This is a genomic window from Moorena sp. SIO3B2 (assembly GCF_010692525.1).
Taxonomy (GTDB): domain Bacteria; phylum Cyanobacteriota; class Cyanobacteriia; order Cyanobacteriales; family Coleofasciculaceae; genus Moorena; species Moorena producens.
Genome location: NZ_JAAHHE010000005.1, coordinates 21565 through 48038 on the forward strand (window position 1 = coordinate 21565; position 26474 = coordinate 48038).

Here is a 26474-nt window from a genome sequence, read left to right on the forward strand (position 1 = left end):
ACGGTTGAACCCTAACAATGGTAATCTTGAGAGTGGCATTACTAAATGTTAAGACTGTTTTCCAAAATCTGTAACAATAGCTTGACTAAATAAGCGCAATATGGTAGGCACCGCAGAACAAACAAACACGGGCGCTATTGCCCAAATTATCGGTCCGGTTGTTGACGTAGAGTTTCCCAGCGGCAAAATGCCGCAGATTTACAATGCCTTGAGAATTGAAGGCAAAAATGAAGCTGGACAAGATGTTGCTGTGACCTGCGAAGTGCAGCAGCTTCTCGGGGATAACCAAGTGCGCTCTGTTGCCATGAGTGGTACAGACGGTCTGGTGCGGGGTATGGAAGTTATTGATACTGGTGCCCCCATTAGTGTACCCGTCGGCAAGGCTACCTTAGGACGGATTTTCAATGTCTTGGGTGAACCAGTAGATAACAGAGGACCGGCAGAATCTGAGGAGCGCTTCCCAATTCACCGCCCTGCTCCCAAGTTAACTGAGCTGGAAACCAAGCCCTCAGTATTCGAGACCGGTATTAAAGTAATCGACCTGCTGACTCCCTATCGACGTGGTGGTAAGATTGGTCTTTTTGGCGGCGCTGGAGTCGGCAAAACTGTGATCATGATGGAGTTGATCAACAACATCGCCACGAAACACGGTGGAGTATCAGTATTTGGCGGTGTGGGAGAGCGTACCCGTGAAGGGAACGACCTCTACAACGAAATGATGGAATCCAAGGTGATCAACCCGGATGATCTAAACGAGTCGAAAATTGCCCTAGTTTATGGTCAGATGAATGAACCCCCCGGTGCGAGGATGCGGGTGGGTCTGTCAGCGTTGACCATGGCTGAGTACTTCCGGGATGTGAACAAGCAGGACGTGTTGCTGTTTATCGATAACATCTTCCGATTTGTACAAGCCGGTTCGGAAGTGTCTGCTCTTTTGGGAAGAATGCCTTCTGCGGTAGGATATCAACCTACTTTGGGAACAGATGTAGGTGCTCTGCAAGAACGGATTACCTCCACTAACGAGGGTTCAATTACCTCCATTCAGGCAGTCTATGTGCCAGCTGACGACTTGACTGACCCAGCCCCAGCAACTACATTTGCTCACCTAGATGGTACAACGGTGTTGTCCCGTGGCCTAGCATCTAAGGGAATTTACCCGGCTGTTGACCCCCTCGATTCTAATTCAACCATGCTGCAACCGAGCATTGTGGGGGAAGACCACTACGGAACAGCTCGTGCTGTGCAGGCAACTCTACAGCGTTACAAGGAACTCCAAGACATTATCGCGATTTTAGGCTTGGATGAATTGTCCGAGGATGACAGACTAACAGTGGCTCGCGCCCGCAAGATTGAGCGCTTCTTGTCTCAGCCGTTTTTTGTAGCGGAGGTCTTCACTGGTTCTCCTGGTCAGTATGTTAGCTTGGACGATACTATCAAAGGCTTCCAAATGATTCTGAAGGGGGAATTGGATGACCTTCCTGAGCAAGCCTTCTACATGGTGGGCAGTATTGATCAAGCGATGGCTAAAGCTGAAAAACTAAAGAGTTAAGTCAGGTTTGATGCTAATAAGGTTATCAAGGTTGAAGGTTAACCTAGTTAACCTGTAACCTTCAACCTGTAACCTTCAACTTTCAAGCTGCTAAACTGCCAACGTCCAACAAACACAATTCATTCTGCTGATGGCTTTAACTGTTCGTATTATTGCTCCCGACAAAACCGTCTGGGATGACCAAGCACAAGAAATAATTTTACCCAGCACTACCGGTCAGCTAGGTATATTGAGTGATCATGCTCCTCTGTTATCAGCGCTGGATACTGGTGTGATGCGAATTCGTTCAGAAAAAGAGTGGATACCAATTGCTCTTATGGGTGGATTTGTGGAAGTTGAAGATAATGAAGTGACGATTCTTGTCAATGGTGCTGAGTCCGCAGATGAAATTGACAAGGATGCTGCAGGTGTTGACTTCAACGAAGCAAAAGCTCGTCTAGAAGAACTTCAAAGCGACGAGAATACCCAAGAAAAAATCCAAGCAACTCAAGCCTATAAGAAAGCCCGTGCTCGCTTTCAAGCTGCTGGTGGCATGGTTTAGTCACGCAACGGTAAATTCCAACCCCATAAACGAAGTAAGGAGGGGATGTAAACCCTATAAGCTCAGCGCTCTCCACACCCCCCGAAACAGGGGGGTAGGGGAACGTCTGGAGTTGGTTACCGTCAGTCTTTTACTTGGATTAAGGTAATTTGATTAAGGGCGTTGGATTAAGGGCGTTGTTGAACTAAGGAATCATCTCAAGTATGGTCGGATGATTGGTCAGTTACCAATTCCCAATTCCCAATTACCCTCAATCATTAGATTAATCAGCAAGGCTGGATTAAGCACTACCAGTAAAAGCGACTTCCGGGAACTTAGCCTGAGCCTCAGACATAGGTCTACGCCTACCTTCCTCTTGCCAGTAGTTAATCACTTCAGTGGCTTTGTTGAGGATTTCAATGCGATCAGCTTCAGTAATCCAGTGTTTGGCTTCCATCTCATCCTTGAGCTGTTCCCAGGCATCGTTCCGGGGCCAGAAAAAGTAACAAGTTAATGGGCTGGTGCCTTTGCCGACAATTTGATCAACTGCCAGGGCTACATTCTCATCTAGCCAGAGAACTTTTAATAGAAATTTTGACAATCAGGCCTCCCTCAGATATCCCACGTTATCTATAACTATAATCTATTGTACAATTGATGATTCTAGCGCAATAAGACTGTTCCTGATCAAGATTCAGGGATAGGTTTTTGGTTAAATTGTTGGTACTATTGGTGTTTATCGGCAATATTGGCGAGCCTAGCCCAAGCGTGCATGATGCCTAGTTCAGAAACATTCATTCCTAACTTGAATGCCATAGTGGTGTTCGACATTGACGGCGTGGTGCGTGACGTTAGTGGTTCTTACCGTAGAGCGATCGCAGATACAGTAGACCATTACACTGGTGGTGCCTATCGACCCACTATGGTAGAGATTGACCAACTTAAATCAGAAGGGCTATGGAATAACGACTGGGATGCATCGCAAGAATTAGTTTATCGATACTTTGAGGCTCAAGGGAAAACGCGTTCGCGTAGCGGCTCTTCCAGAGCATCGCATTTTTCTCTCGACTATGAAGCCCTTGTTGATTTTTTCAATTCTCGCTACCGAGGAAAAGATCCCAACCATTGGACTGGATACATTTGCGACGAACCGTTATTGTTACAACCGAGTTATTTAGAGAGTTTGACAACAGCAGGGATTCCTTGGGGGTTTTTCAGTGGGGCAACACGACAGGAAGCGAACTATGCCCTAGAAGGACGACTCGGTCTCGAACGGCCTGTTTTAATTGCGATGGAGGATGCTCCTGGTAAGCCTGACCCGACAGGACTGTTTGCCGTAGTTCTACAGCTAGAACAGGAGCATCAAGTTAAGGTGAAATTGCCAGTTATCTACGTTGGTGACACAGTTGCTGACATGTACACTGTTGAAAAAGCCAGAGACTCTCATCCAGAACGAGTTTGGGTTGGGGTAGGGATTTTACCCCCTCATGTGCAGCAGATACCAGAACAGCGGGAGGCTTATGGAGATAGGCTAAAAGCTGCTGGTGCAACAGTGGTTTTTGATAATGTTGAGCAGCTGACTCCTGAACAGATTGAGAAAATCGTACATCAGGGTTAGTGGACAGTTAATACTTGAAGCTTTAGATTCCTTGAGGTTAAAGCTCAATAGTCAATAGTTAAACAATTCACAGGTTCACGAAAACAAAAAGGACAAGGTCAAGAGCTTCCCTGTCTTGACCTTGTCCTTTTTGTATTTATTTCTGTGTGTGTAGTGGGACTTGACCCTTTACCGTTTCAACAGCTCATCCTTTAGAGCCAGTAAATGTTACCCCAGAGATAAAGTAACGATTGAAGAAGGCGTAAATCCCCAAAGCCGGTATAGTAAAGACCATTGAGGCTGCCATGATGTAGTTCCAATAACTAATGTATTGCCCCTTAAAGGTATTTAAACCTAAGGGAAGGGTAAACATTCCTGGATCTGAGGTAATCATTAGGGGCATTAAGAAATTATTCCAAGACCCCATAAAAATAAAGATAGCTTGTGCTGCCAAAGCTGGCTTGGCTAAAGGCAGGACAACCTGCCAAAAGGTTTCCCAGCGACTTAATCCATCCAAGGCAGCAGCTTCTTCAAGTTCCTTAGGAAAATTGATAAAGAACTGCCGCATCATAAAAATAAAGGTGGCATTCACTGCACTCGGTACAATCAATCCTTGGTAGGTATTGAGCCATCCCAAAGACTTTAAGATTAAATAACCAGGAATTAGGGTGACTTGTCCAGGAATCATCAAAACTGCCAAGATTATTCCCAACAATAATGAATTACCTGGAAACTTAACTCTGGCTAAGGCATAACCTGCCATTGAGTTAAATATAATATTCAACCCTGTTACACAAACACCAACCAAGACACTGTTTAAAAACCAGCGCCCAAACAAAGGGGATTCAATGAAAATATTGCGGTAGTTATCGACGGTAAAATCATGGGGGATAAAATTCAAACCGCCAGCGATAATTTCCTCAAGGGGTTTAAATGAGGCTGATAAAGCCCAAGCAAAAGGTAAAAAAGTAATAATGGCATAGAGGATAAGAATGCTATAAAATATCCCTCTGAACCAACGAAAATTATTCACTCTTATTTGATCTCCTAATTCACTTTTTCTTCTCTAAAGAAGCCGCGTTGAATCAGTGTTGTTACTAGAATTACACCAGCTAACATTAATGCCAGTGCAGCGGCATAACCCATATCCAGACTTCTAAACGCATACTGGTAGATCAGAAGCACAACCGTCAGGGTTGAGTTGTTTGGACCACCGGTGCCACCCGAGAAGATGTAAGACTGGTCGAATAACTGAAATGTACCGATGACACCCATAACCATAACGAAAAATGTAACTGGCTTGAGTAAAGGCACAGTAATATTTATGAATTGATCGAACTCATTGGCACCATCAAGTTTTGCCGCCTCATAAACGGACCTAGGTATATCTTGCAGCGCTGCCAGGTAAATCACCATGAAAAACGGTGCTGTAGACCAAATATTCATAATCATAATGGATTTGAGCGCCACACTTGGGTCTCCTAGCCAGTTATAGGTCGGTAAACCGAAGAAGTCTAGTAATCCATTAAGTAGACCATTAGAATTATAAATCCAGATAAATATCAGGGTTAAAACCGCTGAGGAAGTGACAGTCGGTAGAAAGAAAATAATCCTGAACCATTTTTTTCCTTTAATTTCTTTATTGAGGACTAGAGCTAAAACCAGAGCCAGGATTGTTTGACAAGGAACAACAATAATGACATACTCAATTGTATTTTTGAGCGCAATCCAAACTCGCTCATCCTCAAAGGTACGAAGGAAATTTTTTAACTCAACAAATCGGTAACTCAGCCCTCCTAAAATCTCAACTTTATGGAAGGAAAGGAAGATTGCATAGATAATTGGTGCAATCAAAAAGGTTCCTAAAACTAGAATAGTAGGAGCCATGAAGAGGTAGCCAGATATAGCTTCCCTAACTTTGGCTTTCTGCCAAAATCCCTTCAATTTGACATCCCTCGATTTGACGTTTTGGTCAACTCCAAGTTTAGCTTTAGCTAGTGACATTTTTTAGTAGTTACTCGCTTGAATTTCTTTGTTAGCAGTTTGTTGTGCTTTTTTCATGGCTGACTTCAAGGATTGCTCACCCAGTAAAGCACTAAGAAACTGATTGTCGAAATGGGTCATAAATATTGGCAATTTTTCATCCCCTTGCCAAATCGTGGCGTACTCAGCACCCTTGATAAAGGGGGTGTACAGAGGATTCTGTTCATAGCCAAGTTCTGATATGACCGATTTCCGAGCCGGGATTGCCAGTCCTCCCTTCGCCCAAGCTTTCATCCCTTCCTTGCCAGTCAAATAGGAAATCAGTTCCCAGGCAGCCTCTTTATTTTTAGCTTGCTTGTTCATGACATAAGCAACGGTATAAACCATGCTTCCTTTGTGGTTACCGATACTGGGAACTTCCGCAGTGGCAAACTCAATCTTGGGAAATGTCTGTTGTAGGTAAGGAATCGCATAGCTACCTTCAATAACCATTGCTGCCTTCCCTTGGCCAAACATTTCGCTCCCAGAACTAGCTCCAACGTCTGAGGCTAGGGCAGCAGAGTGGTTTTGTCGATACATATCCATCAAAGGCGTTAGACCTGATAGGCTTTGGCGAGTCGCGAAGACAGCCTTGCCCTTCTGGTCAACTAACTCACCACCAAAGGCTTTGATCATGAAGTAGTGACGAGAGAGTTCTGGGGTGATGCCCAACCCATATAGGTCAACCCTGCCATTGTGAGTTCTATCCCTGGTCAATTTATTGGCATAGTCCTCTAACTCTTCCCAGGTTTGGGGAGGGTCGGTTATACTGAGTTGAGCGAAATATTTTTTATTGTAGAAAAGGGCAAGGGTTGTAAAATCCTTAGGCAATCCGTAGGTTTTGCCTAAGGATTGGAAGGCTTCCGAGAGATGGGGAGCAAAGTCATCTAAATCTAGGTCCTCGGTGATGTAATCATCAAGAGGCTCCAAGACTCCATGAGTCATGAGTAAGGGAGCATCTAGGGCGTCTACATAGAAGACATCAGGAGCAGCATCACCAATCAACCGAGTCTTAATGACATCCATATATTGGTCAGTGATGACTTCAAACTTGACTTTTATGCCAGGATGTGATGCTTCAAACTCCCTCAGTACCTGCTCAAGGAGCTGTTTTTCCTCCGGGCTGCTCTGCCAGCCGCTGAGGGTCACAGTGGAAATGTCACTGGCGATACTGCGGCTACAGCCAGTTAGGAACAGAATTAGAGATACTAAAATTAGACATCTCGAAAGGATTTGCTTCATGATGATAAGTAAGGACGGCAAGCACACCTCCCCTGGAAAACTTGTTTCCCGTCTGAGGAGGTGGCTATGCACCTAGAAATAATTAGTCAATACAGATGATATGGTTCTTGAGATAACTCGACATCCAAGATGGCTTTCTACAGCTTATTTCTTAAGGTATCCAAGATGGCTTTCTACAGCTTATTTCTTAAGGTGTCCGATCCTTTTTAGCTACCAAAATCTACCAAGGTAGACTTTAGCCCGCCAAGGCAAGATGCTTTCGCATCCAGGGGGTATCTCCGCGCTTCTCTGACGGAATATCCCGCGAGCGCCATAAAAATGTCAAAAAAGTTCGTTCCACCGGGATTTAAGCGCAACTATTTTTACCTTGGTTTTCGGCTTTAATTTAAGTTACATAATAATCCCTGTCGGTGTTCCCCTAATTTAAGTCTAACAAATAATCAGAGTTTTTGGTAGACTCTGGGACATTTTATCTAGCTGTTTACTCACCTTATTTCTTAAGGTGTAAAGCTGTTAGTAGCCATATTTATTCGGGTAAAGCTAGCTGTTAGTAGCCAACTTTAATTATTGCTTATCTTTATTATACCACCACTTATCTTTAGCTTTAATTATGATTAACCATGCTCCCCATCGTGGCTACGCTCTTAACTGACTCAACTACGTAAGCCGGAGATCAAGACTATGAAGGCGATCCCGCCTTTTTTTTTCGGTAGCCAGGTAGTGGGAGCTCTTGCGCAGGATCGGTCAGATGAAAGATTTCAGTGAATATACTTAAGTGTATTTTTGTTGCAATATTTTACTTTTTTTGAGATAGTATTTTTAAGGTACCCTGTTGCCCCACGGATAAAAAAGGCAACAGCTGTACTTAGGTCAGTATTGATATGTAGATATTGATATGTAGATATTGATATGTAGATATCGACTCTGACTACATCGGGATTCCTAAACAAGGGAATAGGGCATTGGCGTGATTTTTCCTCATGATCCATGTCTAGCCCCCTTGCTCCCCCGTTAATTGAATAGCGTAGCCTCCGCTGCTATACCCCGTCATGACCATAGCTCTCCCCGTAGGGCATAGCCCTTAGGAAGTAACCCTTAGGGATTATAGAAAAGTACTACTTTTCGTATTTCTAAGGGGTTGGGTGAAGGCTAGAGAATAAGTGTTATTGAAAAGTAGCCCTTCTCGAAAAGTAAGGGTTACCGGAGTGTATAGCAGATGTCGCAGGAGCTAGACCTTACCGGACTCTACCAGGAGTACGGAAGCCTATGGTAGGTCTTCTGCGAGAGTAAGCAAGTCTTACTTCCCTAGTGATGTAAATGGCATAGACTCCTCTTGTAAAACCCCTTTTAGCCGAAGGAGGTTTTACAAGAGGGTATAGGGGGGATTTAAGAGCAAGCCAAGAGGGTTACGCTATGGGCACGCTACGCCCATCAAGAAGGGGGATGCTATAGGGAGGATATGGCATAGGAGTTTCGACCTGCCTGCCGATCCAGTACAGGTGCTACCTGAACCAATACGATTTACTCGTCTCCATCAAATTCGCCATTTAAGTCCTCTCTATCTAGCTACCTGAACCGCTATGCTCAGACTCATATCCGATGTCGCCCCAGAAGCTCCGTCTTTGCCGCGATTGCCAAAGTTGCTCAAGCCCCTAAACAAGGAAGCACGACCGCCGCTTAGCCCTACTGAAAAAATTCCCAAGGGAGAGATTCGCTCTAGCCTGAGGGCTGCCACCCTTGACGGCGTGTTTTCCACCTTCTTCTCCTGTATCACAGCTGAGGTTTTCCTCACTAACTTCTTGCTGCAACTGGGTGCTAGCAACTTTGAAATCGGTATTCTTTCAGGGATACCTCTACTGGCGAATTTTCTACAGCCTATTGGTGCTTATTTATCTGACCGATCCTACAGTCGCCACTGGTTTATCATCAAAACCTTCATTCCTTCGCGACTACTATGGTTATTTGTCCTAGTAGGCATTGGGATGTTCTGCACTGGTCTGGCTCCAGCTCATCATCTAGTGTTGTGCACACTGGCGATTAACCTGATCACTCACATTTTTGGAGCTTTGGGTAGTCCCTCTTGGTCTAGCTGGATGGCGGTGTTAGTTCCTGTTCGCCTGCGAGGGCGCTATTTTGGACTGCGCAATAGCTTTACTAATTTAACCAACCTACTTTGTGTTCCCCTACTGGGATACATTGTTTCTAGCTGGGACGGTGGGCAAGTTCAAGGCTATGGCGTAATCTTGATTTTGGCTATCGTAGCTGGAATACTCAGTCTACTCTTTCAGTTCTTCATGGTAGATATCACTCCTCAGATACCCTCAAAGAAGACTGCCAAGACTGATGAGACTACTGATGAGACTACTGATGAAACCTTAGAGTCTGAGGAGCCGACGCCCTCTGATTATGCTGCCCTATTGAAAGACTCAAACTTCCTAATCTTTGTACTCTACTTTGGATTGTGGATGTTTGCCTTCACCCTCAGCAATCCGTTTTTCAATGTTTATCTGCTCGACAATTTGGGCTTAGATGTGGGTTGGGTAACTCTCTATACTAGTCTGATGGCTGGGGCAAGTTTATTGACGCTGATCTACTGGGGTAAGTTGTCTGACCTGATCGGAAATCGTCCAGTACTAGTGATGGTTGGGATTCTCCTATCCGTGATTCCCTTACTTTGGCTTGGGATCGGCAGTCCAACAACTCTCGCTCTTTGGGTTTGGCTACCCCTTTTATTCTTCGGGACAGGTTCAGCTGCAGCAGCCATTGACCTGTGTGCCAATAACATCCAAATCGAGATATCACCAGCTCATAAACCCTCCACCTATTTTGCAGCAGCTGCAGCATCAGCCGGATTAGGGGGTGCTATAGGTAGTATGTTTGGTGGCTTTTTAGCCGAGTTGCCTCACTTCGGTGGTTTGCCAACATTATTTGCCCTATCAGCAGTGGTGCGATTGGCTACCCTTTTACCTTTGGCATTTGTCCGGGAGCCACGGGGTCGGAACCTCAAACAACTGCTGCTTCGCAAGGGTGCTTGATAATCAATAGTTTAGTCAAGAGTTATGAGTTTAGGGTGCGTTAATAACACACCCTAAAATTATCCTTAAGACCTAAAATTATTGCGTAAGTCCTGAAGTAATGACTCTTGAGAAAAGCTAAGGTGGATCAGGTTAATTTCATTTGAGGTTGAAGAAATTTGCTAACGCCTCAACCATCATTGGTGGCCAACGGCGGACATGCTCTACCCAGTCCAAGTCTTGGTAGCGCTTGTCGAGACCAACGGCTGCCACCCAATTACTCTCAGCTTCCCCCCGTTTTCCGTCAGCCCACAACACAGCTGTTAAAGCAGCTCGCAGATCGGCAAATTGGGGGTATTTTCTGATAGTATTGCGCATAATGCCCATGGCTTCTTTGGTTTCACCAATTTGATAGAGAGCCAGAGCATAGTTAGCATAGGCAAAGGCAAAATTGGGCGCTAGCTCGATGGATTTTTGGTAATTTGCGATCGCTTCTGTCCATTGGCCTAGTCCTGCCTTCCCATTCCCCAAGTTGTTGTAAGCCATGGCATCATTGGGATCAAGTTTTAGCAATCGCTCATAGTCAGCAATGGCATCTTGCCATCGCCCTTGTGCTTCATAGGCGGCACCGCGATTTAGATAAGGGTCAGTGGCTTCTGGTGCTAACTCAATGGCGTGAGTAAAGTCTGCGATCGCATCCTCTAATTTATATTGGCTGACTCTAAGGTTACCCCGATTACTCCAACCGACGGGATTATCTGGTAACAGCTCAATTAGCTGAGTCCAGTAATTTTCAGCAGTTGGGAATTTCCCCTGATTCGTAGCAGCAAATGCCTTTTTCCTTAACTGGTTAATTTGTTTTATCTGAGCCTTAGTCAATTCTGGGAATTGGGTTTGCGCCATTGCTGGGGGTGTGATTATCGTAGCAGCCGATAAAACGACAAGCAGTAAAATCAGTAAAATCCTAATCAAGCGTTTCATATATTATTTCAAGTGAGACCGCAATCTTGATATTCCTTACTACTGACCATTAACTACTAATTACTAACTACTAACTACTACTCATAACCCAAATGTTTCCGAGCTGCTGAGGTGGCGACGCGACCCCGAGGTGTGCGGTGCAGGAAACCAATTTGTAACAGATAGGGTTCATAAACTTCTTCAATGGTTTGAGCATCTTCTCCAGTAGAGGCTGCCACTGCTTCTAAACCAACTGGTCCGCCATTAAATTGTTCAATCATTACCTTGAGTACCAGTCGGTCTGTCCAATCTAACCCCATCGGGTCTACATTAAAGATTTCCATGGCTTGAGCTGCTACATCCTGGTTAATTTGCTCAATGCCTTTGACTTGAGCATAGTCTCGCACTCGCCTCAGAAGTCGGTTAGCAATTCGAGGTGTGCCACGAGACCGACGGGCAATTTCTTCAGCACCGTCTTCCGTTACTGCTGCCTTTAGCAGTTGGGCTGTCCTTGTTACAATTAAACTCAATTCATCGATCTCATAGAAGCGTAAGCGTTGGATCATACCAAAGCGATCGCGTAGGGGTGAGGTTAAGGAACCTACTCGTGTGGTTGCCCCCACTAAGGTAAACTGCGGCAGAGGAATACTGCGGGTCTTGGCACTCTGACCCTTACCAATAGTGATATCCAATCGATAGTCTTCCATGGCTGGATATAGCAATTCCTCTGTCATGCGTGACAAACGATGGATTTCGTCTATAAATAAGATATCCCCAGGTTTGAGATTAACCAGAAGCCCCACAATATCTCGTGGACGCTCTAAGGCAGGTGCAGCAGTAATTTTACAATTCACCTCCATCTCAGTTGCCAAAATTAGGGACATGGTTGTCTTCCCTAATCCTGGTGGTCCATACAACAGCAGGTGATCCATGGCCTCATTTCTGGCTTTGGCGGCTTGAATGCCAATTTCCAAAACTCCTTTGAGTTCTTTTTGTCCGATGTAGTCGGCTAAGCGCTGTGGTCTAATACTCTCTTCCTGATGACCAATTTCCTCAGCGGTAGCCGTTGCTAGTAGTAGGTCACCATCGCTTTGCCTCTGACGGGGTAACCCGCGACCTTTTCGTTTCTTGCTAGATTTGGGTTCTCTATCTGGGTTTTGGTACTTTTGTCTAAAAGACGTTATGGCCATGGGTCATACTTCATCCTTCATACTTCATACTTAGTTTACTTATGCTGGCTAAGAGAATCTTACCGTGCCTGGATGTAAAAGCTGGGCGAGTTGTTAAAGGGGTCAACTTTGTTAATCTTAAGGACGCTGGTGATCCAGTGGAATTAGCACAAGTTTACAATGATGCTGGTGCAGATGAGCTGGTGTTTTTGGATATAACTGCTACCCATGAAGACCGAGACATTATTATTGATGTAGTCTACCGTACAGCCGAACAAGTGTTTATTCCCTTGACCGTGGGGGGTGGCATCCAGTCTTTGGAAAATATTAAATTATTATTAAGAGCAGGAGCCGATAAAGTTAGTATAAATTCGGCTGCTGTACGCAATCCAGACTTTATTAATCAAGCCAGCGATCGCTTTGGTAATCAGTGCATTGTAGTTGCTATTGATGCTCGTCGTCGGGAAGATCCCGATAATCCTGGTTGGAATGTTTATGTGCGAGGAGGACGTGAGAACACTGGTATTGATGCGATCGCATGGGCAAAAGAGGTGGCACAACGGGGAGCTGGGGAACTTCTGGTTACTAGTATGGATGCGGATGGAACCCAGGCTGGGTATGACTTAGAGCTAACGCGCACTATGGCTGAACAGGTGGAAATTCCAGTGATTGCCTCCGGTGGTGCTGGCAACTGCGATCATATTTATCAGGCCCTGACTGAGGGCAAAGCCGAAGCCGCGTTACTAGCTTCCCTGTTGCATTACGGGCAACTGAGTGTATCTGAAATTAAAACCTATTTGAACCAACACCAAATTCCGGTGCGATTGCCATAGTAAACTAATGGATTATTCTTCCGAAAGATTTAAGTTTTGTTGTGTAGTATTAAGTAGTTTAATGGTTTGCAGTGATTTTTATAGCTGCTAAACTAAATATGGATCCAATATTAATTTTTGTAAAAAATGCTGGTGATAATTCTAATATTTGATGTCGCCTTGGTGGCTTGGTCACTGCACCTGATGCAGGAAGCCTTTGATACCCAAGAGTTCTCTCTGATGCTGGCTGGTACCTTAGTAGCCATGTCAGCGGCAGCTATGTTAGTGGTTTATTTTCTGATGAACAGCTGCATGGGGTATATTACCCAAATGGCTCAGTCTCCCAGCGTATTCTACTGATCGAGATAATTTCATTCTGAAACTACTTGACTTAGCTGAGCTATCAAGGTATACTAGGTAATGGAGTATAAAATTACGGGGTTATAGCTCAGTTGGTAGAGCACCTCAATGGCATTGAGGGGGTCAGCGGTTCGAATCCGCTTAGCTCCATATTGATTAAATATTGATTAAAGGCTGAAGTCTTTTAGCCTGAGGGGTTGCTGTAGGGTAGCTTGGCTATCAGTCTTCAGTAATAAGGTTAGAATTTTTTGACGGTTGACGGTTGACGGTTGACGGTTGGCGGGAAACTCTTAAAACAAGTTTTGGGAGTGCCGAGGGGGGAAAATCCGTGAGACTTGATGGTGAGATGTTGAGATTAAAACCTCTTTATCGAAGACGAATTCGCCGTAATCGGCGAGGTTATCTAGACCAATCAAATTTAGGATGATCTCAGCCACTAGCCAGGTGCTGACTTTCAGAAATACATTGTTCCACTGATGATTCATTGCTCTGAGGTTTAAACATTTGGTAGGTAGAGGTTTTGTCTGGCTTCTGTTTGTTCAGATGTACCTAAATCTCTACTTCAATTCCAGAGCGACGAATCCGCAAAAAAGTCAAAAATTTTTATTTAATAAAATTTCCGATATTGATTGGTGTTGAGGGTTCACGGTTTAGGGTTGACAGTTGAGATCACTTTAGCTTCCGGCAAAATTCATCCCACACTCACGTTTCACGCTTGTTGTGGGATGAATTTTGCACAGGGTCTTTAACAAAAGACCTAAGGCGCACGTTCCAATGGGCAGGTAAACTGCTCTTGGATCGCGCCTTTTGATGTGTTATAGTATGTATACTAACAAGCAAAGCCGTTCGCGTAGCGTGGCCTACGGCCTTAAATGCTGGTTTGTTGGTAAAAGATTATTCAAAAAAAAGTCAAACAAAAACAGAGCGGCAGGGCAGTCCGTTCTTAAAGCCCAGCGCCTCCTAAGCAATAGCTGGATTGGCTGGGAAGCCTAAACTGATTCAATAGAATCAGTTTAGGAGCTGTCACGTTAATCACTTTGTTTATAAGCGATCGCTTTTGAGGATTTGAACCCAATTTGGGATTATAGCGCTGCATCGCTTTTATGATAGCGATGCAGCTCAGTCTTAGGGAGGCAGTGCGGTCTTGGGGAGGCAGTGCCGCCAAAGGGGGTTCCCCCATGAGCAACTGCCGTTGTTTCCACGGGGCTGGAGAGCGATGCAGCGCGGTCATGGGGGAAAGCTCCATGACCGCGCTGCATCAAGACAGGTGCGGAAGCAAGTTCCGCACACAGACCCATGCGCCATGAGCGACTGCATCAAGACACTGTTTCCGTCAATTCTTCTCAGTTCCCTGTGCCCCATTCCCTGTTCCCGACTTCTGCAAAAAGTCTAGTCAACCTTCACGCTCCTTTAAGGATTTGGATGGGATCCCCTTGGTGCAAGACTTTACCAGCTTCAGAAGCAGGCACGTTTGTATTCACACTTAATTTGTAGAAATGATTGAAACGAGCGCTGGTTGTCCAGGATGGTAGGGTTTCCTTGCGCCTCGCCATGAAAGTCTTTTGGAAATTATCAGTAGCCTCTCCTGTCTGAGAGTCTCGTGCTAAAACAATACAACGTTGACAGGGATTAATTCCTTCTATCAAAGCTTCCCCTACTTGAAACTGAATAGATTGCCCTGATTCGGTAAACAATTGGTCTTCCCAGAAAGCAGGAACTCCTCCAATTTCTAGATTGGCTCGAACCCGACGTCGTATGTCTTCAACAGTTATTTCAGGGAACCAAGAAGCAATGGTTTCAATGGTAGCGCTACTAATAATAGTAGGACCAAGAGCATTGGTATCGTCTGGAAAACCAGTGCTGGTGTTCTGCACTACTTTAACTGGAAAATCGAAGTAATCCTTTAACCAAGCTTCCAGAGCAGTTCGCCCGTGATCAATATGAAAGGTAATGTTTTGGTTTGTGCCCTGAATCTGTAGGGATAGCAATTGGGATTGGATATGGAAGACCGACCGCAGCAAGTGAACTTTGGCATGGCGCTTACCATTGACAAATTTACCTTGCTGATCTAATAGGGCAAATTCCCGGTCATGCTTTAGGGCACCACTTTTGAGGAGAGTTGCGGTTTGGAGTTCAATCCGATCAAGGGATTTAATCGGGTAGATATAGATAGCTTTAAGGTAAGGTAAGCTGTTCAGCATTTAGATTGAGATACCTAAATTCCTCAAAGGGAACAGGGAACAGGGAACAGGGAACAGGTAATAACCAATTTTAATGCACATCAGTTTAGTGTCATTAGTCAGTCTACCACTTTTTTAAAGTAATGCGATAGTTCTAATCTATTAGAAATAAGAGATAAAGAATGATATACCAAGAATAATCAAGACTCCATCAGCTTTATCCTAGTTGTCACTATTTCGATCAAGTAAAGCATTTTTTTATAAACTTGGTAGGTGTCACAGGGCAAATTCATCTTATCAGAGTTAATAAATTAATTAATCTCTAATAATACCGGGCAGATCAAGGAAAGCGATCGCTAATCCGAGCAAGCGATCGCTAATGTTGGTTTTGTTACTTACCTTAAACAAACGTAATAAACTTTCAGTTTTAGTAGAAGAAAGTAGTTAAGCGATCGCTAAGTTATAATAGCAGCTAATTTATGCTATTAAGCCAAATATAGAGGGTTTGCCCCGAGTGGGCGCATCTCATCTTTGTAAAAACATCATTGATCCAGTCTACTTTCTCTAGTATTAATTGAAATAAAGGAGAATTATTCAGGCGATCGCTACCCTATCCTAATTCCCCCCTAAGGTCTACTATGGTAAAGTGTTGCAACGATCCTAAGCAATTACTCTACCTCCTGCCACCCTTCAATAGTTGCCATCAGAATATTCACTAGCGGATGGTCAATCGATTCCTTGAATGCCTCTACTCGTCCAGATTTCAGGGAATTGATTACCTTAACTTTTAGTGTTGGGTTATTCTCAATTTTGTCAACAACTTCACCTACAACTATCATCTTCTCTTTGTTTGTTGTAGTGGGATTAGTCTGGGAGACTTGGTCTAGAAGTTGTTGGATTTCTTCTGCTGCTTCAACTAGGGTTTGCTTATGCTCGTTGGCTATTGATAGATCAGCAGTTACAGAATTTCCAGCTATGCCTCCTGTATTGTTAGCGTAATAAACGCTTTGACTAATATTGAAATTGGATGTATTGCTATCTCCAGGCATAATAAAATCTTCTCCTTAATCAATGAGACACTTACTTTTTAGAGTAAAGCACACCAATCGTGTTTCTAGACACAAACTGATTGGGTTTTTCGTTTTCGTCTAGGGACACCCAGATCGATGCAGTCAGGTTAGCAGCTATGTTGTCTTTATATTTTTGATAATGTTGCTCCTTAAGGCTAAAAGAAGCAATGTACTTCAAGTCAGGTTTTTGTGTATTCTGTGTCCATCCATAAATCCTCAACTCGTAGTTGCCAACTTGTAAATCAAATTCTTTTCCTCCTAATTCAGGACTCCAATCGAACCGAACAATTTTATTGACTGAAGAACGTGCTTGTACTGGAATCGGTTGAGCTAGATTTTCATCTTGAAAATTTCCTCCACTCTCGATTTTAACAAAAGTAGTCCATGCCATGTCATAAAAATTGTCATTATCTTTTCTTCCAACAACTAAACGAATTCGTTTAATGGTTCCTCCTTGAGGACTCCAATTGTAGAAAGTTATGGGAAGATTGAAGCCTAATCCGACAATCTTTTGATCACCAGTTGGGTCAGTAAGGTATGTAGGAAAAAATATAATATTTCTTCCCAAAGACAGCTTAAGATTAGCTTTTCTAAAATTTGATGTATAAGCTACAGCTATAGATACAAGTAAACTAAATAAAGCAATGATGATGGTAATAGGATCCTCTGACTGCACGTTTGTTCTGGTGCTTTTATTTATTTGCGGTGCAGGTGACGACGAAGGTTGTTGAGCTATTAGCTCAGTAATTTCATAGTTGTTATGAGTCCGAAACTGCATAATTATTAGTGTCTATTGCCAAGAATAATATATAACTCACGTGGCATGATAATATTATATCATGTCTGGTTGAAGAATTATTATATACCTTGCCTACTAATTGGTACTATGTAATTATTAATTTGTAGTTTAAGATTAGGGATTATTTCGTAAGGGATTAACCGAACTTGATATTACTCCAATATAGAACCAGCTGCAGGCTACTATTCAATCAAGACTTGCTTTACCCAACTTGCATCTGCGGTCGATAAAGGTGGTGGAGGGTCTTGACTATAATCAATCGCTAAATCATAACTCCCTTGGTCGTAAAGCTGATGTAATAATTGTTGTAAATTAACCGTAGGTTCTGTATCCTCTGGTTGGAGAGGTAAAGGAAAGGAAGGGATTGCTTGGGGGAGATTGAAAGCATATAAATCGGCTTGGGGACGTTCTTGAGAACGGCTGATTACGATGCGATAGTGGCTTTGGAAGGCTTGATTATTCATAGCCATTGGTTTTCCTTGACGCAGTAAATCAATTTCCACTAAATGGGTTAAGCTATCTAATATTTTTTGCCGTTTGGTTTCATAATTGCTGCGCCCTTCTGATCGCGTAGCGTGGCCTACGGCCTTAGACCGTTTGTTTTTGGGAGAAAGAATTTCGATGACAGTAATTACTTTGCCAGTTTCTAGCTTTCGCACTTCTAAATACCACTTCTTGATGCAGTCGCTCATGGGGGGAACCCCCAAGACCGCGCTGCATCGCTCTTTAACCATTTCAGTCATCGGTAGAGCAATCTTCATCGGTTTAACACTAGGAGCAGCAACGGTAACCAGGGGTGACGGATCTTGGTGGTTGCTTTGAGAACTTTGAACCACTACATCATCAGGAATTCCTACTAGCATCGAATCATCACCAGTAGCGTTGTAGACTCTTTCCTCAATTGCTACCCGATACTTAGGACGTAGCTGGGGGTTAAGGCTTTGGGCAATCAGGACAATGAGCCATTTGTGAACTTGTGACCAATATTCAGGTTTCTCCAGGTAGGGATTCATCCCAGGAAAAGGTGAAGGCATCTGGTGTATTGAGGCTGTGAAGTGGTATAGTACCTAAGTTAGCGAAAAATTTTGGCTCTTCGGTACCTGCAACCTGGCCAGTAATTTTGGGAAACTTCTGGAAAATCACCAGAATTTAACGATGTGTTATACCAATTTATAAAATTCAATGGTATAATAGATTCTAAATAAAATTAATCTTAAGACAGCTATGGTCTGGGCTGACCCCCTAACCTGCTGTAGCCTTCGATTTAAGCAACGTTTAACAAACAGTCTCTCAAACTCCTACTCTGTATAGCTTTGAGATTTTAAGAATTCAGTTTTACTAACTAGCATCTCAATGCCTAAAAGTATTGGTAAGTAATACTCTTAGGCATTTTTTTTTGGCAAATTAGCATCCGTTTATGGGAAACAAGCATTATGAATCAAGTTGACCTAGCGTTTACTCCAGCTCTAGACCAAGCCCAACTGATCCGCAAGGGTGAGATATCACCCCTGGAATTAGTCCAACTCTACCTTGAACGGATCGAAGGATTAAATCCTCAACTAGGGAGTTACTTCACTGTGGCTTCTGACATGGCACTTGTGGATGCTAAAGCTAAAACCGAACAACTTGCCGAAACTACCGATACCTCTAAACTCCCTCCATTTTTTGGTGTCCCGATTGCGATTAAAGACCTCAGGGCTGTAGAAGGACTCCCTTGTACTTTTGGTGTTGCTGCCTTCAAAGACAATATTGCTGAGTATGATGATGGGGTAATCACGCGGATCAAGCAAGCTGGATTCATTATTTTAGGTAAGACTGCTACCTCTGAACTGGGTTCGTTACCCTATACCGAACCCCCAGGATTTCCAGCGGCTCGCAATCCCTGGAATCTGGACTACACACCAGGGGGATCCAGTGGCGGTTCAGCTGCAGCAGTAGCAGCTGGCTTATCTCCCATTGCCCAAGGTTCCGATGGTGGCGGTTCCCTGCGCGGTCCAGCCTTTTGCTGTGGTTTGGTGGCGATTAAACCGACACGAGGTCGTATTTCTTGCGCTCCAGTAGGGGACTTTCAAAGTGGTATTGCCAGTATTGGTCCGATGGCACGGACGGTTGCTGATGCAGCCGCCTTACTGGATGTGATGTCTGGCTATATTACTGGAGACCCTTACTGGTTACCTGACCCAGAGATATCGTTTCTAGAGGCTACCCATCAACAACTGGATAATTTGCGGATTAGTTTTGCCACATCGATTAAACCGATGGGAGCAGCGTCAGCTGTATGTGAAAAGATTGTGGTGGAAACCATGCAGCGACTGGAAGGGATGGGACATTTGGTTGAACCGGGTTGTCCAGATTTCAGTGACATAGTCGAACCGTTTAAGACAGTATGGCAAGCTGGGGTAACCTCAGCAGGAATTCCCTTAGAAGCCTTAAGTCCGATGAATCGCTGGATTGCTGAACAATCCGGTTCTGCTGGGGAATATTTACAAGCGGTGACTAAGCTACAAATTATAGCGCGTCAAATTGTGGGATTCTTTAACAACTATGATGTGCTAGTGTTACCTACTTATTTACATCCACCGATTCGGGTCGGAGAGTGGGACGATTTGAGTTATGAAGAAACCTTGGAGAATATTATTAATTGGATTGGACCGTGTCCACCATTTAATGCTACTGGACTTCCTGCGATCGCAATTCCTGCTGGTTTTGATGAGAAGGGCTTACCTCTCGGAATTCAGTTAGTGGGACCTCCAGCATCAGAAGCAACACTATTGGCATTAGCGGCTCAGTTGGAAGCTGCAAACCCTTGGAGTGATTATCGTCCCACTATCGCAACGGAAGTATAGTTTAGGACATAATATTTGGCTTTAAAGGGAACAGGGAATAGGGAACAGGGAACAGAAATATGTATTAACCTTGACTTCGACTGCTATAAAATCTAAAATTTACAGGACTTACGCCACATATGAGTTATTTCCCCATCCAACAAGTTATAGTTATGGCGTAAGTCCTGATTATATTTATAGCGTTTCTCGCAGTTATGAGGTACGCTCGTCAACCTCAAAGTCCCCCTTAATAAGGGGGATTTAGGGGGATAATAGGTACCTTATGGGATATAGAATTGCTATAAGTGCTGATTTAAAAGGTTAATCGTAAACCGTCAACAGTCAACAATGCTTAAGCTTTTTTCAACCAGCTGAACATAGCCCGTAAGTCTTTACCAACTTCCTCGACGGGATGTTCTTTATTCTGACGGCGCATAGCAGTGAAGACGGGTTTACCTCCCTGATTTTCCAAGACAAATTCACGGGCGAATTGACCTGATTGAATTTCTTTGAGAATTTTACGCATCTCGGCGCGAGTTTCATCAGTAACAATCCTTGGCCCACGGGTATAGTCACCATATTCAGCAGTGTTGGAGATGCTATCGCGCATGTTAGCTAAACCACCTTCTACGACTAGGTCAACAATCAGTTTCACTTCATGAAGGCATTCAAAATAGGCCAATTCTGGTTGATAACCAGCAGCGACTAGGGTCTCAAATCCGGATTTAATCAATTCACTCAAGCCGCCACACAATACGACTTGCTCACCAAATAGGTCAGTTTCTGTTTCTTCCCGGAAGGTAGTTTCAAGAACCCCGGCACGGGTACCACCAATTCCTTTGGCGTAAGCCATGGCGCGATCGCGTGCTTGGCCTGTGGCATCCTGGTAAACAGCAAATAGACAAGGTACCCCTTCTCCCTGTTCATAGGTGCGCCGCACCAAATGTCCTGGACCTTTGGGAGCAACCATGATCACATCTATGAATTCTGGGGGAACAATTTGACCAAAATGAATATTGAAGCCGTGGGCAAAGGCAATAACATTACCCTCGGTCAGATTTGGCTCAATTTCTGCCTGATAAATGGTTTTTTGCACTTCATCCGGCAGCAAGATCATCACCAAGTCAGCTGCTTTAGCAGCATCAGCCACTGTGTGGACGGTTAAGCCTGCTTCTTCAGCTTTGCCCTTAGACTTACTACCTGGATACAGTCCCACGATCACATTCATGCCACTCTCTTTAAGATTAAGGGCGTGGGCGTGACCTTGAGAACCATAGCCGATGATAGCAATAGTTTTATCCGCCAGTAGGTCTAGGTTAGCGTCGGTATCGTAATACATCTGAGCCATTGTAATTTCTGTTCCTTTTTTGCTGGTCATTGTCTTGATGCAGTCGCTCATGGGGGAAACTCCCAAGACCGCTTAGGTGCGCTTTCCGTTGGCGAATTAAATTCGCCACGGGTCGCACCTCTGCATCGCTGCAAACTTACCATGATACCGCAAAACCGATCTCAATCCTGGCAGGTGATATACCTTTTTATCGATCAATCCATCACCACATTACCCCATGTGTGAATACAGGTCTTGGATGGTAATTATAAGTATTCCTAATTATAAATCTCTAAGGATTTTGCCAAAGTTATCTGAGGGAGATAGGATCTGTAAAAATCATGTTAAACCTAGACCTTAGAGTATTTTCATGGAGGTTTTACAGCTAAATCTGTGGTGTAGATACTTGCAGTAAAAATATAAGTAAAACTTATCAAATTGGGGATTCAGCCTTTCATTCTTAATCGGTCTTAATCTGCTGAGTGTTTTCCCGTAGTATCAGAGATGGAGTAAAAATAAGCATGCCAAGCTCCTTGAACTAAAGGATAGGCTTTTGCCGTATACTCACAAAGTCTCTACTATTGTTTTACGAGAGGATTACTAGAACATGGCAACTTACAAAGTCACCTTGAAAACGCCAGAAGGGGATCAAACCATTGACGCTCCTGATGACGAATACATTCTCGACACTGCCGAGGAGCTAGGTGTAGAACTGCCTTATTCCTGCCGTGCAGGTGCCTGCTCTACCTGTGCTGGCAAACTAGAGAGTGGTACTATTGACCAGTCAGACCAATCCTTCCTCGATGATGACCAAATCGAGAAGGGCTACATTCTGACCTGTGTCGCCTACCCCCAATCTGATTGCGTGATCACCACTCATCAAGAGGAAGCTCTGTACTAAATACTAATATAAGTACTAGTAACAAAGAGGATTACTAAAACATGGCAACTTACAAAGTCACCTTGAAAAGTGAAGCGGAAGGTATAAATACAACCATTGACGTTCCCGATGACGAAATCATTCTCGACGTTGCCGAGGAGCAAGGTTTAGATCTGCCTTATTCCTGCCGTGCGGGTGCCTGCTCTACCTGTGCTGGCAAAGTAGTCAGTGGTACTGTTGACCAGGACGACCAATCTTTCCTGGATGATGACCAAATAGAAGCTGGCTTCGTTCTAACCTGTGTCGCAAAGCCCACCTCTGATTGCGTGATCGAAACTCATCAAGAGGAAGCTCTGTACTAAGTACTAGTATATGTACTAATAACAGAGGGGAAGTAAGAGAGCTTAGAATTTGGATGTTTTATCCTTGAAGCTCTTTACTTCCCCTTTGCCGCAGATCGGGTGATGATATCCTTAGCTAATGGGGTGATGGCGAAATCACGCTCAATCCAAGCTAAATCAAGGAGGAGAAGGAGGTAATTTTCCTGAAATTATCTAAAGGGAGAGTTTGAGAGGGAAAAGAATACCCCATCCTTTTTTAAGGTGGGGATGAATTTTCCCTCTCAAATAGTGTTAAAATGAAAGGAAACGGTCTCAAAAAAACTGGGTATTGACCCTACTCAGCTACCCCCGGTGCGGGGGAAAGTTACGCCCATGGAGAGAACAATCTATTTGGTTGTGCCTGGGAATCCCCATCGAAGACGGTTGGGGAAGTTCAATCCATATATTCCCCTTCTCCCCCCTTTTACCCTTGATTAGACTAGGGCTTAACTAGTGCGCTGGCATTTTGCCAGAAGATAATAGAATTGTTCAAAGGCTGAATTTGAGTACCAGGATAATAGAAGCTGAGAATTTTTTCTGCGGACCAACCGAGTTTAGCTAAATTTTGGGAACCGTGTTGGCTAAAGCCAACCCCATGTCCAAAGCCGCCACCCACGAACACGTAGCCTTTGAGGGTTTGATTACCTTTGTCATAAATCGGGTCTACGTAGAAGAGGGTGCTGCGGGGAGGACCAAAGGCGCTGCGGGCTTCATTTTTACTCAGCTCCAGGATACCCCGATCCGTTGTTACCGCCATTTTCAGCACTCGTCCTGCTGGTGAACGCTCTACCACTTCCATATGCTCAATGGTCGTGAAGTTGGCAAGGGGGTGTTTGGTTTTTTTGAGATAGCGTTGTAAATGGCTGGTGACTTGTTTCAAGCTATTGTTGTACTTCCAGCGGAATAAGTAACTATTGTCAGTCTCATTAAATCCTTGCTTCAAGTTCATGAACTCACGGAAATTTTGTTCGTCTGCTAAGGATTTTTGTGACAAATTCCAGAGGGAGTATGGGGAGTCTACCACTGCTCTTAAGTAGGGACGTTCTGACCCATTCCAAACATCACTGAAGGGCGCACTGACTCCACCAGTTGCTGCTGAATACAGAGCATCTACTAACTCATTGTTGTAGGTCAGCACTAGACCTTTAGTAGCTGCGATCGCACGGTCAGCCACTGGATTGGTTTGATTTATTCCGAAATAAACCTGGCAGTGAGTATCGGCACAGAGTTCGTAACCGTCAACATTAAATCGGCGTCGGTTCCGCAAGGCGTAGGTGCGAGCAATAATGCTCTGAGCAGCTACGGTTGAATAGCGTGCTCCAGCTCCAATTTCATGAGGTACCACACCCCGCAAGTAGCTTTCTAGAGGTACCTGATTTACTAAGGTATAGTCACCATAGGCATTGGGCTGGATCCGTAGACTACCAGGATAAAGTCTTGTCCTACGGTTATTTTCTCCTTTGCTAACCCAGATCAGATTTTTGCCAGCAGTAATATCAATTTCCCGTCGATGGTAGCGATAGTTACCAATCACAAAGGAAGCATGGGGCACCTCGGTGACAACATTAGTATCAATATAGGCAGTAGTATCACCTTTGGCTTTGATACTTGCTAGCAGTAGACGTCGCAATAAAGGGGTTTGATAAACACTCCGTTTTGCCCACACCTGCCAGCGGTCAGGCTTGGCAACTTCCACCTCAATCCCCTTTTCCCGCCATTTATTGGCACTATCTTCTGCAGTTTCAAAGGTTCCATGGTTACTCAATACCACGTACTCTTCGATCTGGGGCTGCTGTAACGGTTTATTGACTATTTCCAGCTTGAGGCTGCTAAGCTGCTTGGTTTTCGGTTGCATATCACCGCCTAAAAATTTGACGGTTAGCTGATCGTCCGGGGCAGCTTTCAGAGTGAGCTTGTCCGTTGGTTCATCTCCAAAGCGCTGCACTACTCCCACTTTTAGTGGGATATCTGAGGCTTTGGCGGCTAACCCTGATAGGATTGGTAGTCCCCACAACGATAGTGTCATCAATGGTATTAGGAAATGGGGATTGGAAGCTGGGGAATTGAGAGAGACCGGTTTTTTCGTGAACCCCACTATCCAATTGCGAAACCGACCTGTCTTACCCGATGCCGTATTTTGATGCGAATTCAAGTCAAACGCTTTTATTGTCATTAGCTTAGTTTTTAAAGTACCCAATCCATAATTCCCATTCCCCGATTCTAGATCCCGAAAAGTACGATCCTCCACAGGTATTGTTACCCTGACCGGGTCTTTTCAGAGTTTTTGCTTTGGCATTGGAGGGTCTTTGCTTTGGCATAGGGATGATTTATTGGAATTTAAAGCATCAGGAGGAGGAGGAATATTGGAAAGATCGGGGGCGAGATAGTATAGTGCTACGCCGAAGGCAACAGGCCACAGGCCACAGGCCACAGGCAAAAGTTTACTCAAACAGCTTAGGTGCGCTTTCCGCTCTTTGTGCGCTTGACCCATTAAGAATTAAATTCGCGCTTAGGTGGGCTTTCCAATGGGCGAGTAAATCGCCCTTGGGTCGCACCTCAAGGTGGGCTTTCCAATGGGTGAGTAAATCGCCCTTGGGTCGCGCCTATCGGCAAAGCCGACGCGGGGCGCGTTCGGGTCGCACCTTTTTCAGCTTTTATCAATGTCAAACACCTTAATGCGTAGTTCCTTATATTATGAATTCAAATCTGTCAAGACTAATCAGCAATGACCAGCAATTCTCAGTATGAAATATTAACTAGTTTTGGGAGGGAGTTATAACTCCAATCCCTGGAGGATGAAAGTGAGCAGATCTTCCCAGCTATCGAAATACATGTAACGGGTCAAGGCTCGCAAATCCTCAAAAAAGGTTTTCCGAGTTGGTATAGCAGAAGTCAGAAGTCAGAAGTCAGAAGTCAGAAGTCAAACTCTTGCGCTTCTTGATGCAATAGCGAGTGGGGGAAACCCCCAAGACCGTAATGGTGCGCTTTCCGTTGGCGAATTAAATTCGCCACGGGTCGCACCTCTGCATCGCTTACAAAGGGTGTGAGACTTTTGTCATGTCCTAACTGCCCTGGCGACTGCTATATACTATTACCTATTACCTATTACCTATTACCTATTACCTATTACCTATTACCTATTACCTATTACCTATTACCTATTACCTATTACCTATTACCTATTACCTATTACCTATTACCTATTACCTATTACCCATTACCTATTACCTATTACCTATTACCTATTACCTAGTTTGGCCTTTGTCTAAACTTCCCACACCCAACACCCCACACCCCACACCCTACTCCCTATTCCCGACTGCCTAAAAATCCTCTAGCATCCATTCTGAGGACCGCCCACCTAGTTCGATCGGAATACTAACCACTTTCCCCAGTCGTGGACGCTCACGGGTGTTGTTAATGAATTGTTGCAGCTGGCTGGCTCCTCCCCAACCTCGGATATAGTTGGCTACTGTATCTAAATGCTCTAGGTACTCAGCTTCGGAAAGGGGAAAGGATTGCTGCTCCAGATACTTCCACATAATCTGAACAAAGATTTTCCCTTGAGTCCTCCGAATCTGGATGTCGTAGGAGCGTCCCCACTTATTGAGCAGGAGTTGGTGCAAGTCCTGTCCTGTCATAGCTCTTGCCCTAACTTAATGTTTACATTTCGTTACAAATACAACGCTTCTTAACTTTATGATAAAGCGTAAAAGAATGTAATAATACTTATAGTTGAAGCCGTGAATCCTTATATTGCAGGGATTT

26 protein-coding genes and 1 tRNA gene are annotated in these 26474 nt (G+C 44.3%); 11 read left to right on the forward strand and 16 right to left on the reverse strand.

What is annotated here, in order from left to right:
* Window positions 1–100 precede the first annotated feature (100 nt).
* Both atpD and atpC read left to right on the forward strand, forming a co-directional pair.
* Entirely contained in the window at window positions 101–1549 is a 1449-nt protein-coding gene (gene atpD / locus F6K38_RS02180) for a F0F1 ATP synthase subunit beta (RefSeq protein WP_008183049.1), read from the forward strand.
* A gap of 130 nt (window positions 1550–1679) precedes the next feature.
* The gene (gene atpC, locus F6K38_RS02185) at window positions 1680–2090 is read left to right on the forward strand and encodes an ATP synthase F1 subunit epsilon (protein WP_008183048.1); all 411 of its coding nucleotides are present in this window, start codon (window positions 1680–1682) and stop codon (window positions 2088–2090) included.
* Between the two features lie 280 nt (window positions 2091–2370).
* Here the strand turns inward: atpC and F6K38_RS02190 are convergent, their stop codons facing one another.
* Complete coding sequence (locus F6K38_RS02190) at window positions 2371–2670, reverse strand: 30S ribosomal protein PSRP-3 (RefSeq protein ID WP_008183046.1); 300 nt, start codon at window positions 2668–2670, stop codon at window positions 2371–2373.
* 174 nt (window positions 2671–2844) lie between these two features.
* Here F6K38_RS02190 and F6K38_RS02195 point away from each other — a divergent pair, with 174 nt between their 5' ends.
* Complete coding sequence (locus F6K38_RS02195; RefSeq protein WP_008183045.1) at window positions 2845–3687, forward strand: TIGR01548 family HAD-type hydrolase; 843 nt, start codon at window positions 2845–2847, stop codon at window positions 3685–3687.
* A gap of 184 nt (window positions 3688–3871) precedes the next feature.
* Here F6K38_RS02195 and F6K38_RS02200 read toward each other — a convergent pair whose 3' ends face one another.
* The 3 genes from F6K38_RS02200 to F6K38_RS02210 form a co-directional block, all read right to left on the reverse strand.
* Complete coding sequence (locus F6K38_RS02200) at window positions 3872–4699, reverse strand: carbohydrate ABC transporter permease (protein WP_008183042.1); 828 nt, start codon at window positions 4697–4699, stop codon at window positions 3872–3874.
* Between the two features lie 14 nt (window positions 4700–4713).
* Window positions 4714–5553, reverse strand: a complete 840-nt coding sequence (locus tag F6K38_RS02205) for a carbohydrate ABC transporter permease (RefSeq protein ID WP_438941759.1) — start codon at window positions 5551–5553, stop codon at window positions 4714–4716.
* A 120-nt stretch (window positions 5554–5673) separates the two neighbouring features.
* Window positions 5674–6930 (reverse strand): ABC transporter substrate-binding protein, encoded by a 1257-nt coding sequence (locus F6K38_RS02210; protein WP_008183038.1) that lies wholly within the window; start codon window positions 6928–6930, stop codon window positions 5674–5676.
* A gap of 1580 nt (window positions 6931–8510) precedes the next feature.
* On the opposite strand from F6K38_RS02210, the gene F6K38_RS02215 reads away from it, so the two are divergent.
* Window positions 8511–9965 (forward strand): MFS transporter, encoded by a 1455-nt coding sequence (locus F6K38_RS02215; protein ID WP_044492840.1) that lies wholly within the window; start codon window positions 8511–8513, stop codon window positions 9963–9965.
* Between the two features lie 138 nt (window positions 9966–10103).
* Here F6K38_RS02215 and F6K38_RS02220 read toward each other — a convergent pair whose 3' ends face one another.
* Together F6K38_RS02220 and ruvB are read right to left on the reverse strand one after the other, a co-directional pair.
* On the reverse strand, window positions 10104–10925 hold the full coding sequence (locus F6K38_RS02220; protein WP_008183034.1) for a tetratricopeptide repeat protein: 822 nt from the start codon (window positions 10923–10925) through the stop codon (window positions 10104–10106).
* Window positions 10926–11002: 77 nt separating this feature from the next.
* On the reverse strand, window positions 11003–12094 hold the full coding sequence (ruvB, locus tag F6K38_RS02225) for a Holliday junction branch migration DNA helicase RuvB (protein ID WP_008183032.1): 1092 nt from the start codon (window positions 12092–12094) through the stop codon (window positions 11003–11005).
* Window positions 12095–12135: 41 nt separating this feature from the next.
* Between ruvB and hisF the strand changes: the two genes are divergently transcribed.
* The 3 genes from hisF (at window position 12136) to F6K38_RS02240 (ending at window position 13395) form a co-directional block, all read left to right on the forward strand.
* A complete protein-coding gene (gene hisF, locus F6K38_RS02230) occupies window positions 12136–12906 on the forward strand; it encodes an imidazole glycerol phosphate synthase subunit HisF (RefSeq protein ID WP_008183030.1) in 771 nt (256 codons plus the stop codon).
* 126 nt (window positions 12907–13032) lie between these two features.
* Complete coding sequence (locus tag F6K38_RS02235; protein WP_008183028.1) at window positions 13033–13245, forward strand: hypothetical protein; 213 nt, start codon at window positions 13033–13035, stop codon at window positions 13243–13245.
* A gap of 77 nt (window positions 13246–13322) precedes the next feature.
* Window positions 13323–13395 (forward strand) — tRNA-Ala (locus tag F6K38_RS02240).
* A gap of 140 nt (window positions 13396–13535) precedes the next feature.
* Here the strand turns inward: F6K38_RS02240 and F6K38_RS02245 are convergent.
* From F6K38_RS02245 to F6K38_RS02270, 6 genes are all read right to left on the reverse strand, one after another.
* Complete coding sequence (locus F6K38_RS02245) at window positions 13536–13730, reverse strand: hypothetical protein (protein ID WP_008183027.1); 195 nt, start codon at window positions 13728–13730, stop codon at window positions 13536–13538.
* A 458-nt stretch (window positions 13731–14188) separates the two neighbouring features.
* Window positions 14189–14476, reverse strand: a complete 288-nt coding sequence (locus tag F6K38_RS02250; RefSeq protein WP_075873702.1) for a hypothetical protein — start codon at window positions 14474–14476, stop codon at window positions 14189–14191.
* 169 nt (window positions 14477–14645) lie between these two features.
* On the reverse strand, window positions 14646–15446 hold the full coding sequence (locus F6K38_RS02255) for an MOSC domain-containing protein (RefSeq protein WP_008183023.1): 801 nt from the start codon (window positions 15444–15446) through the stop codon (window positions 14646–14648).
* A 647-nt stretch (window positions 15447–16093) separates the two neighbouring features.
* The gene (locus F6K38_RS02260) at window positions 16094–16474 is read right to left on the reverse strand and encodes a hypothetical protein (protein WP_008183020.1); all 381 of its coding nucleotides are present in this window, start codon (window positions 16472–16474) and stop codon (window positions 16094–16096) included.
* A 31-nt stretch (window positions 16475–16505) separates the two neighbouring features.
* Window positions 16506–17273, reverse strand: a complete 768-nt coding sequence (locus tag F6K38_RS02265; protein WP_008183019.1) for a hypothetical protein — start codon at window positions 17271–17273, stop codon at window positions 16506–16508.
* Between the two features lie 203 nt (window positions 17274–17476).
* Entirely contained in the window at window positions 17477–18328 is an 852-nt protein-coding gene (locus F6K38_RS02270) for a DUF4058 family protein (RefSeq protein ID WP_287262801.1), read from the reverse strand.
* 399 nt (window positions 18329–18727) lie between these two features.
* Between F6K38_RS02270 and F6K38_RS02275 the strand changes: the two genes are divergently transcribed.
* Entirely contained in the window at window positions 18728–20140 is a 1413-nt protein-coding gene (locus F6K38_RS02275; RefSeq protein ID WP_008183013.1) for an amidase, read from the forward strand.
* 331 nt (window positions 20141–20471) lie between these two features.
* On the opposite strand, the gene ilvC is transcribed toward F6K38_RS02275, so the two are convergent.
* Both ilvC and F6K38_RS02285 read right to left on the reverse strand, forming a co-directional pair.
* Window positions 20472–21467 (reverse strand): ketol-acid reductoisomerase, encoded by a 996-nt coding sequence (gene ilvC, locus F6K38_RS02280; protein ID WP_287262800.1) that lies wholly within the window; start codon window positions 21465–21467, stop codon window positions 20472–20474.
* Window positions 21436–21576 carry a hypothetical protein gene (locus F6K38_RS02285; protein WP_287262799.1) on the reverse strand — a complete coding sequence of 47 codons (141 nt, stop codon included), beginning with the start codon at window positions 21574–21576 and terminating at the stop codon, window positions 21436–21438. The genes ilvC and F6K38_RS02285 overlap by 32 nt, the downstream gene beginning before the upstream one ends.
* A 477-nt stretch (window positions 21577–22053) precedes the next feature.
* Between F6K38_RS02285 and F6K38_RS02290 the strand changes: the two genes are divergently transcribed.
* Both F6K38_RS02290 and F6K38_RS02295 read left to right on the forward strand, forming a co-directional pair.
* The gene (locus F6K38_RS02290) at window positions 22054–22347 is read left to right on the forward strand and encodes a 2Fe-2S iron-sulfur cluster-binding protein (protein WP_287262798.1); all 294 of its coding nucleotides are present in this window, start codon (window positions 22054–22056) and stop codon (window positions 22345–22347) included.
* 41 nt (window positions 22348–22388) lie between these two features.
* Window positions 22389–22688 carry a ferredoxin gene (locus F6K38_RS02295; protein WP_008188179.1) on the forward strand — a complete coding sequence of 100 codons (300 nt, stop codon included), beginning with the start codon at window positions 22389–22391 and terminating at the stop codon, window positions 22686–22688.
* Window positions 22689–23145: 457 nt separating this feature from the next.
* On the opposite strand, the gene F6K38_RS02300 is transcribed toward F6K38_RS02295, so the two are convergent.
* Window positions 23146–24732, reverse strand: a complete 1587-nt coding sequence (locus F6K38_RS02300) for a SpoIID/LytB domain-containing protein (RefSeq protein ID WP_131827322.1) — start codon at window positions 24730–24732, stop codon at window positions 23146–23148.
* 1026 nt (window positions 24733–25758) lie between these two features.
* On the opposite strand from F6K38_RS02300, the gene F6K38_RS02305 reads away from it, so the two are divergent.
* The gene (locus tag F6K38_RS02305) at window positions 25759–25959 is read left to right on the forward strand and encodes a hypothetical protein (RefSeq protein WP_287355976.1); all 201 of its coding nucleotides are present in this window, start codon (window positions 25759–25761) and stop codon (window positions 25957–25959) included.
* A gap of 70 nt (window positions 25960–26029) precedes the next feature.
* On the opposite strand, the gene F6K38_RS02310 is transcribed toward F6K38_RS02305, so the two are convergent.
* Window positions 26030–26347 (reverse strand): DUF3067 family protein, encoded by a 318-nt coding sequence (locus F6K38_RS02310; protein ID WP_287249468.1) that lies wholly within the window; start codon window positions 26345–26347, stop codon window positions 26030–26032.
* Between the last annotated feature and the right edge of the window lie 127 nt (window positions 26348–26474).

Bases quoted from the DNA above. Each gene is read 5' to 3' on its own strand.
- atpC (WP_008183048.1), top strand. From the start codon at position 1,680: ATGGCTTTAACTGTTCGTATTATTGCTCCCGACAAAACCGTCTGGGAT.
- ruvB (WP_008183032.1), bottom strand. From the start codon at position 12,094: ATGGCCATAACGTCTTTTAGACAAAAGTACCAAAACCCAGATAGAGAA.
- hisF (WP_008183030.1), top strand. From the start codon at position 12,136: ATGCTGGCTAAGAGAATCTTACCGTGCCTGGATGTAAAAGCTGGGCGA.
- F6K38_RS02205 (WP_438941759.1), bottom strand. From the start codon at position 5,553: ATGGCTCCTACTATTCTAGTTTTAGGAACCTTTTTGATTGCACCAATT.
- F6K38_RS02310 (WP_287249468.1), bottom strand. From the start codon at position 26,347: ATGACAGGACAGGACTTGCACCAACTCCTGCTCAATAAGTGGGGACGC.
- F6K38_RS02260 (WP_008183020.1), bottom strand. From the start codon at position 16,474: ATGCCTGGAGATAGCAATACATCCAATTTCAATATTAGTCAAAGCGTT.
- F6K38_RS02290 (WP_287262798.1), top strand. From the start codon at position 22,054: ATGGCAACTTACAAAGTCACCTTGAAAACGCCAGAAGGGGATCAAACC.
- F6K38_RS02265 (WP_008183019.1), bottom strand. From the start codon at position 17,273: ATGCAGTTTCGGACTCATAACAACTATGAAATTACTGAGCTAATAGCT.
- F6K38_RS02245 (WP_008183027.1), bottom strand. From the start codon at position 13,730: ATGAATCATCAGTGGAACAATGTATTTCTGAAAGTCAGCACCTGGCTA.
- F6K38_RS02255 (WP_008183023.1), bottom strand. From the start codon at position 15,446: ATGCTGAACAGCTTACCTTACCTTAAAGCTATCTATATCTACCCGATT.
- F6K38_RS02275 (WP_008183013.1), top strand. From the start codon at position 18,728: ATGAATCAAGTTGACCTAGCGTTTACTCCAGCTCTAGACCAAGCCCAA.
- ilvC (WP_287262800.1), bottom strand. From the start codon at position 21,467: ATGGCTCAGATGTATTACGATACCGACGCTAACCTAGACCTACTGGCG.
- F6K38_RS02295 (WP_008188179.1), top strand. From the start codon at position 22,389: ATGGCAACTTACAAAGTCACCTTGAAAAGTGAAGCGGAAGGTATAAAT.
- F6K38_RS02235 (WP_008183028.1), top strand. From the start codon at position 13,033: ATGCTGGTGATAATTCTAATATTTGATGTCGCCTTGGTGGCTTGGTCA.
- F6K38_RS02210 (WP_008183038.1), bottom strand. From the start codon at position 6,930: ATGAAGCAAATCCTTTCGAGATGTCTAATTTTAGTATCTCTAATTCTG.
- F6K38_RS02220 (WP_008183034.1), bottom strand. From the start codon at position 10,925: ATGAAACGCTTGATTAGGATTTTACTGATTTTACTGCTTGTCGTTTTA.
- F6K38_RS02215 (WP_044492840.1), top strand. From the start codon at position 8,511: ATGCTCAGACTCATATCCGATGTCGCCCCAGAAGCTCCGTCTTTGCCG.
- F6K38_RS02300 (WP_131827322.1), bottom strand. From the start codon at position 24,732: ATGACACTATCGTTGTGGGGACTACCAATCCTATCAGGGTTAGCCGCC.
- F6K38_RS02195 (WP_008183045.1), top strand. From the start codon at position 2,845: ATGCCTAGTTCAGAAACATTCATTCCTAACTTGAATGCCATAGTGGTG.
- atpD (WP_008183049.1), top strand. From the start codon at position 101: ATGGTAGGCACCGCAGAACAAACAAACACGGGCGCTATTGCCCAAATT.
- F6K38_RS02270 (WP_287262801.1), bottom strand. From the start codon at position 18,328: ATGCCTTCACCTTTTCCTGGGATGAATCCCTACCTGGAGAAACCTGAA.
- F6K38_RS02250 (WP_075873702.1), bottom strand. From the start codon at position 14,476: ATGACCGCGCTGCATCGCTCTCCAGCCCCGTGGAAACAACGGCAGTTG.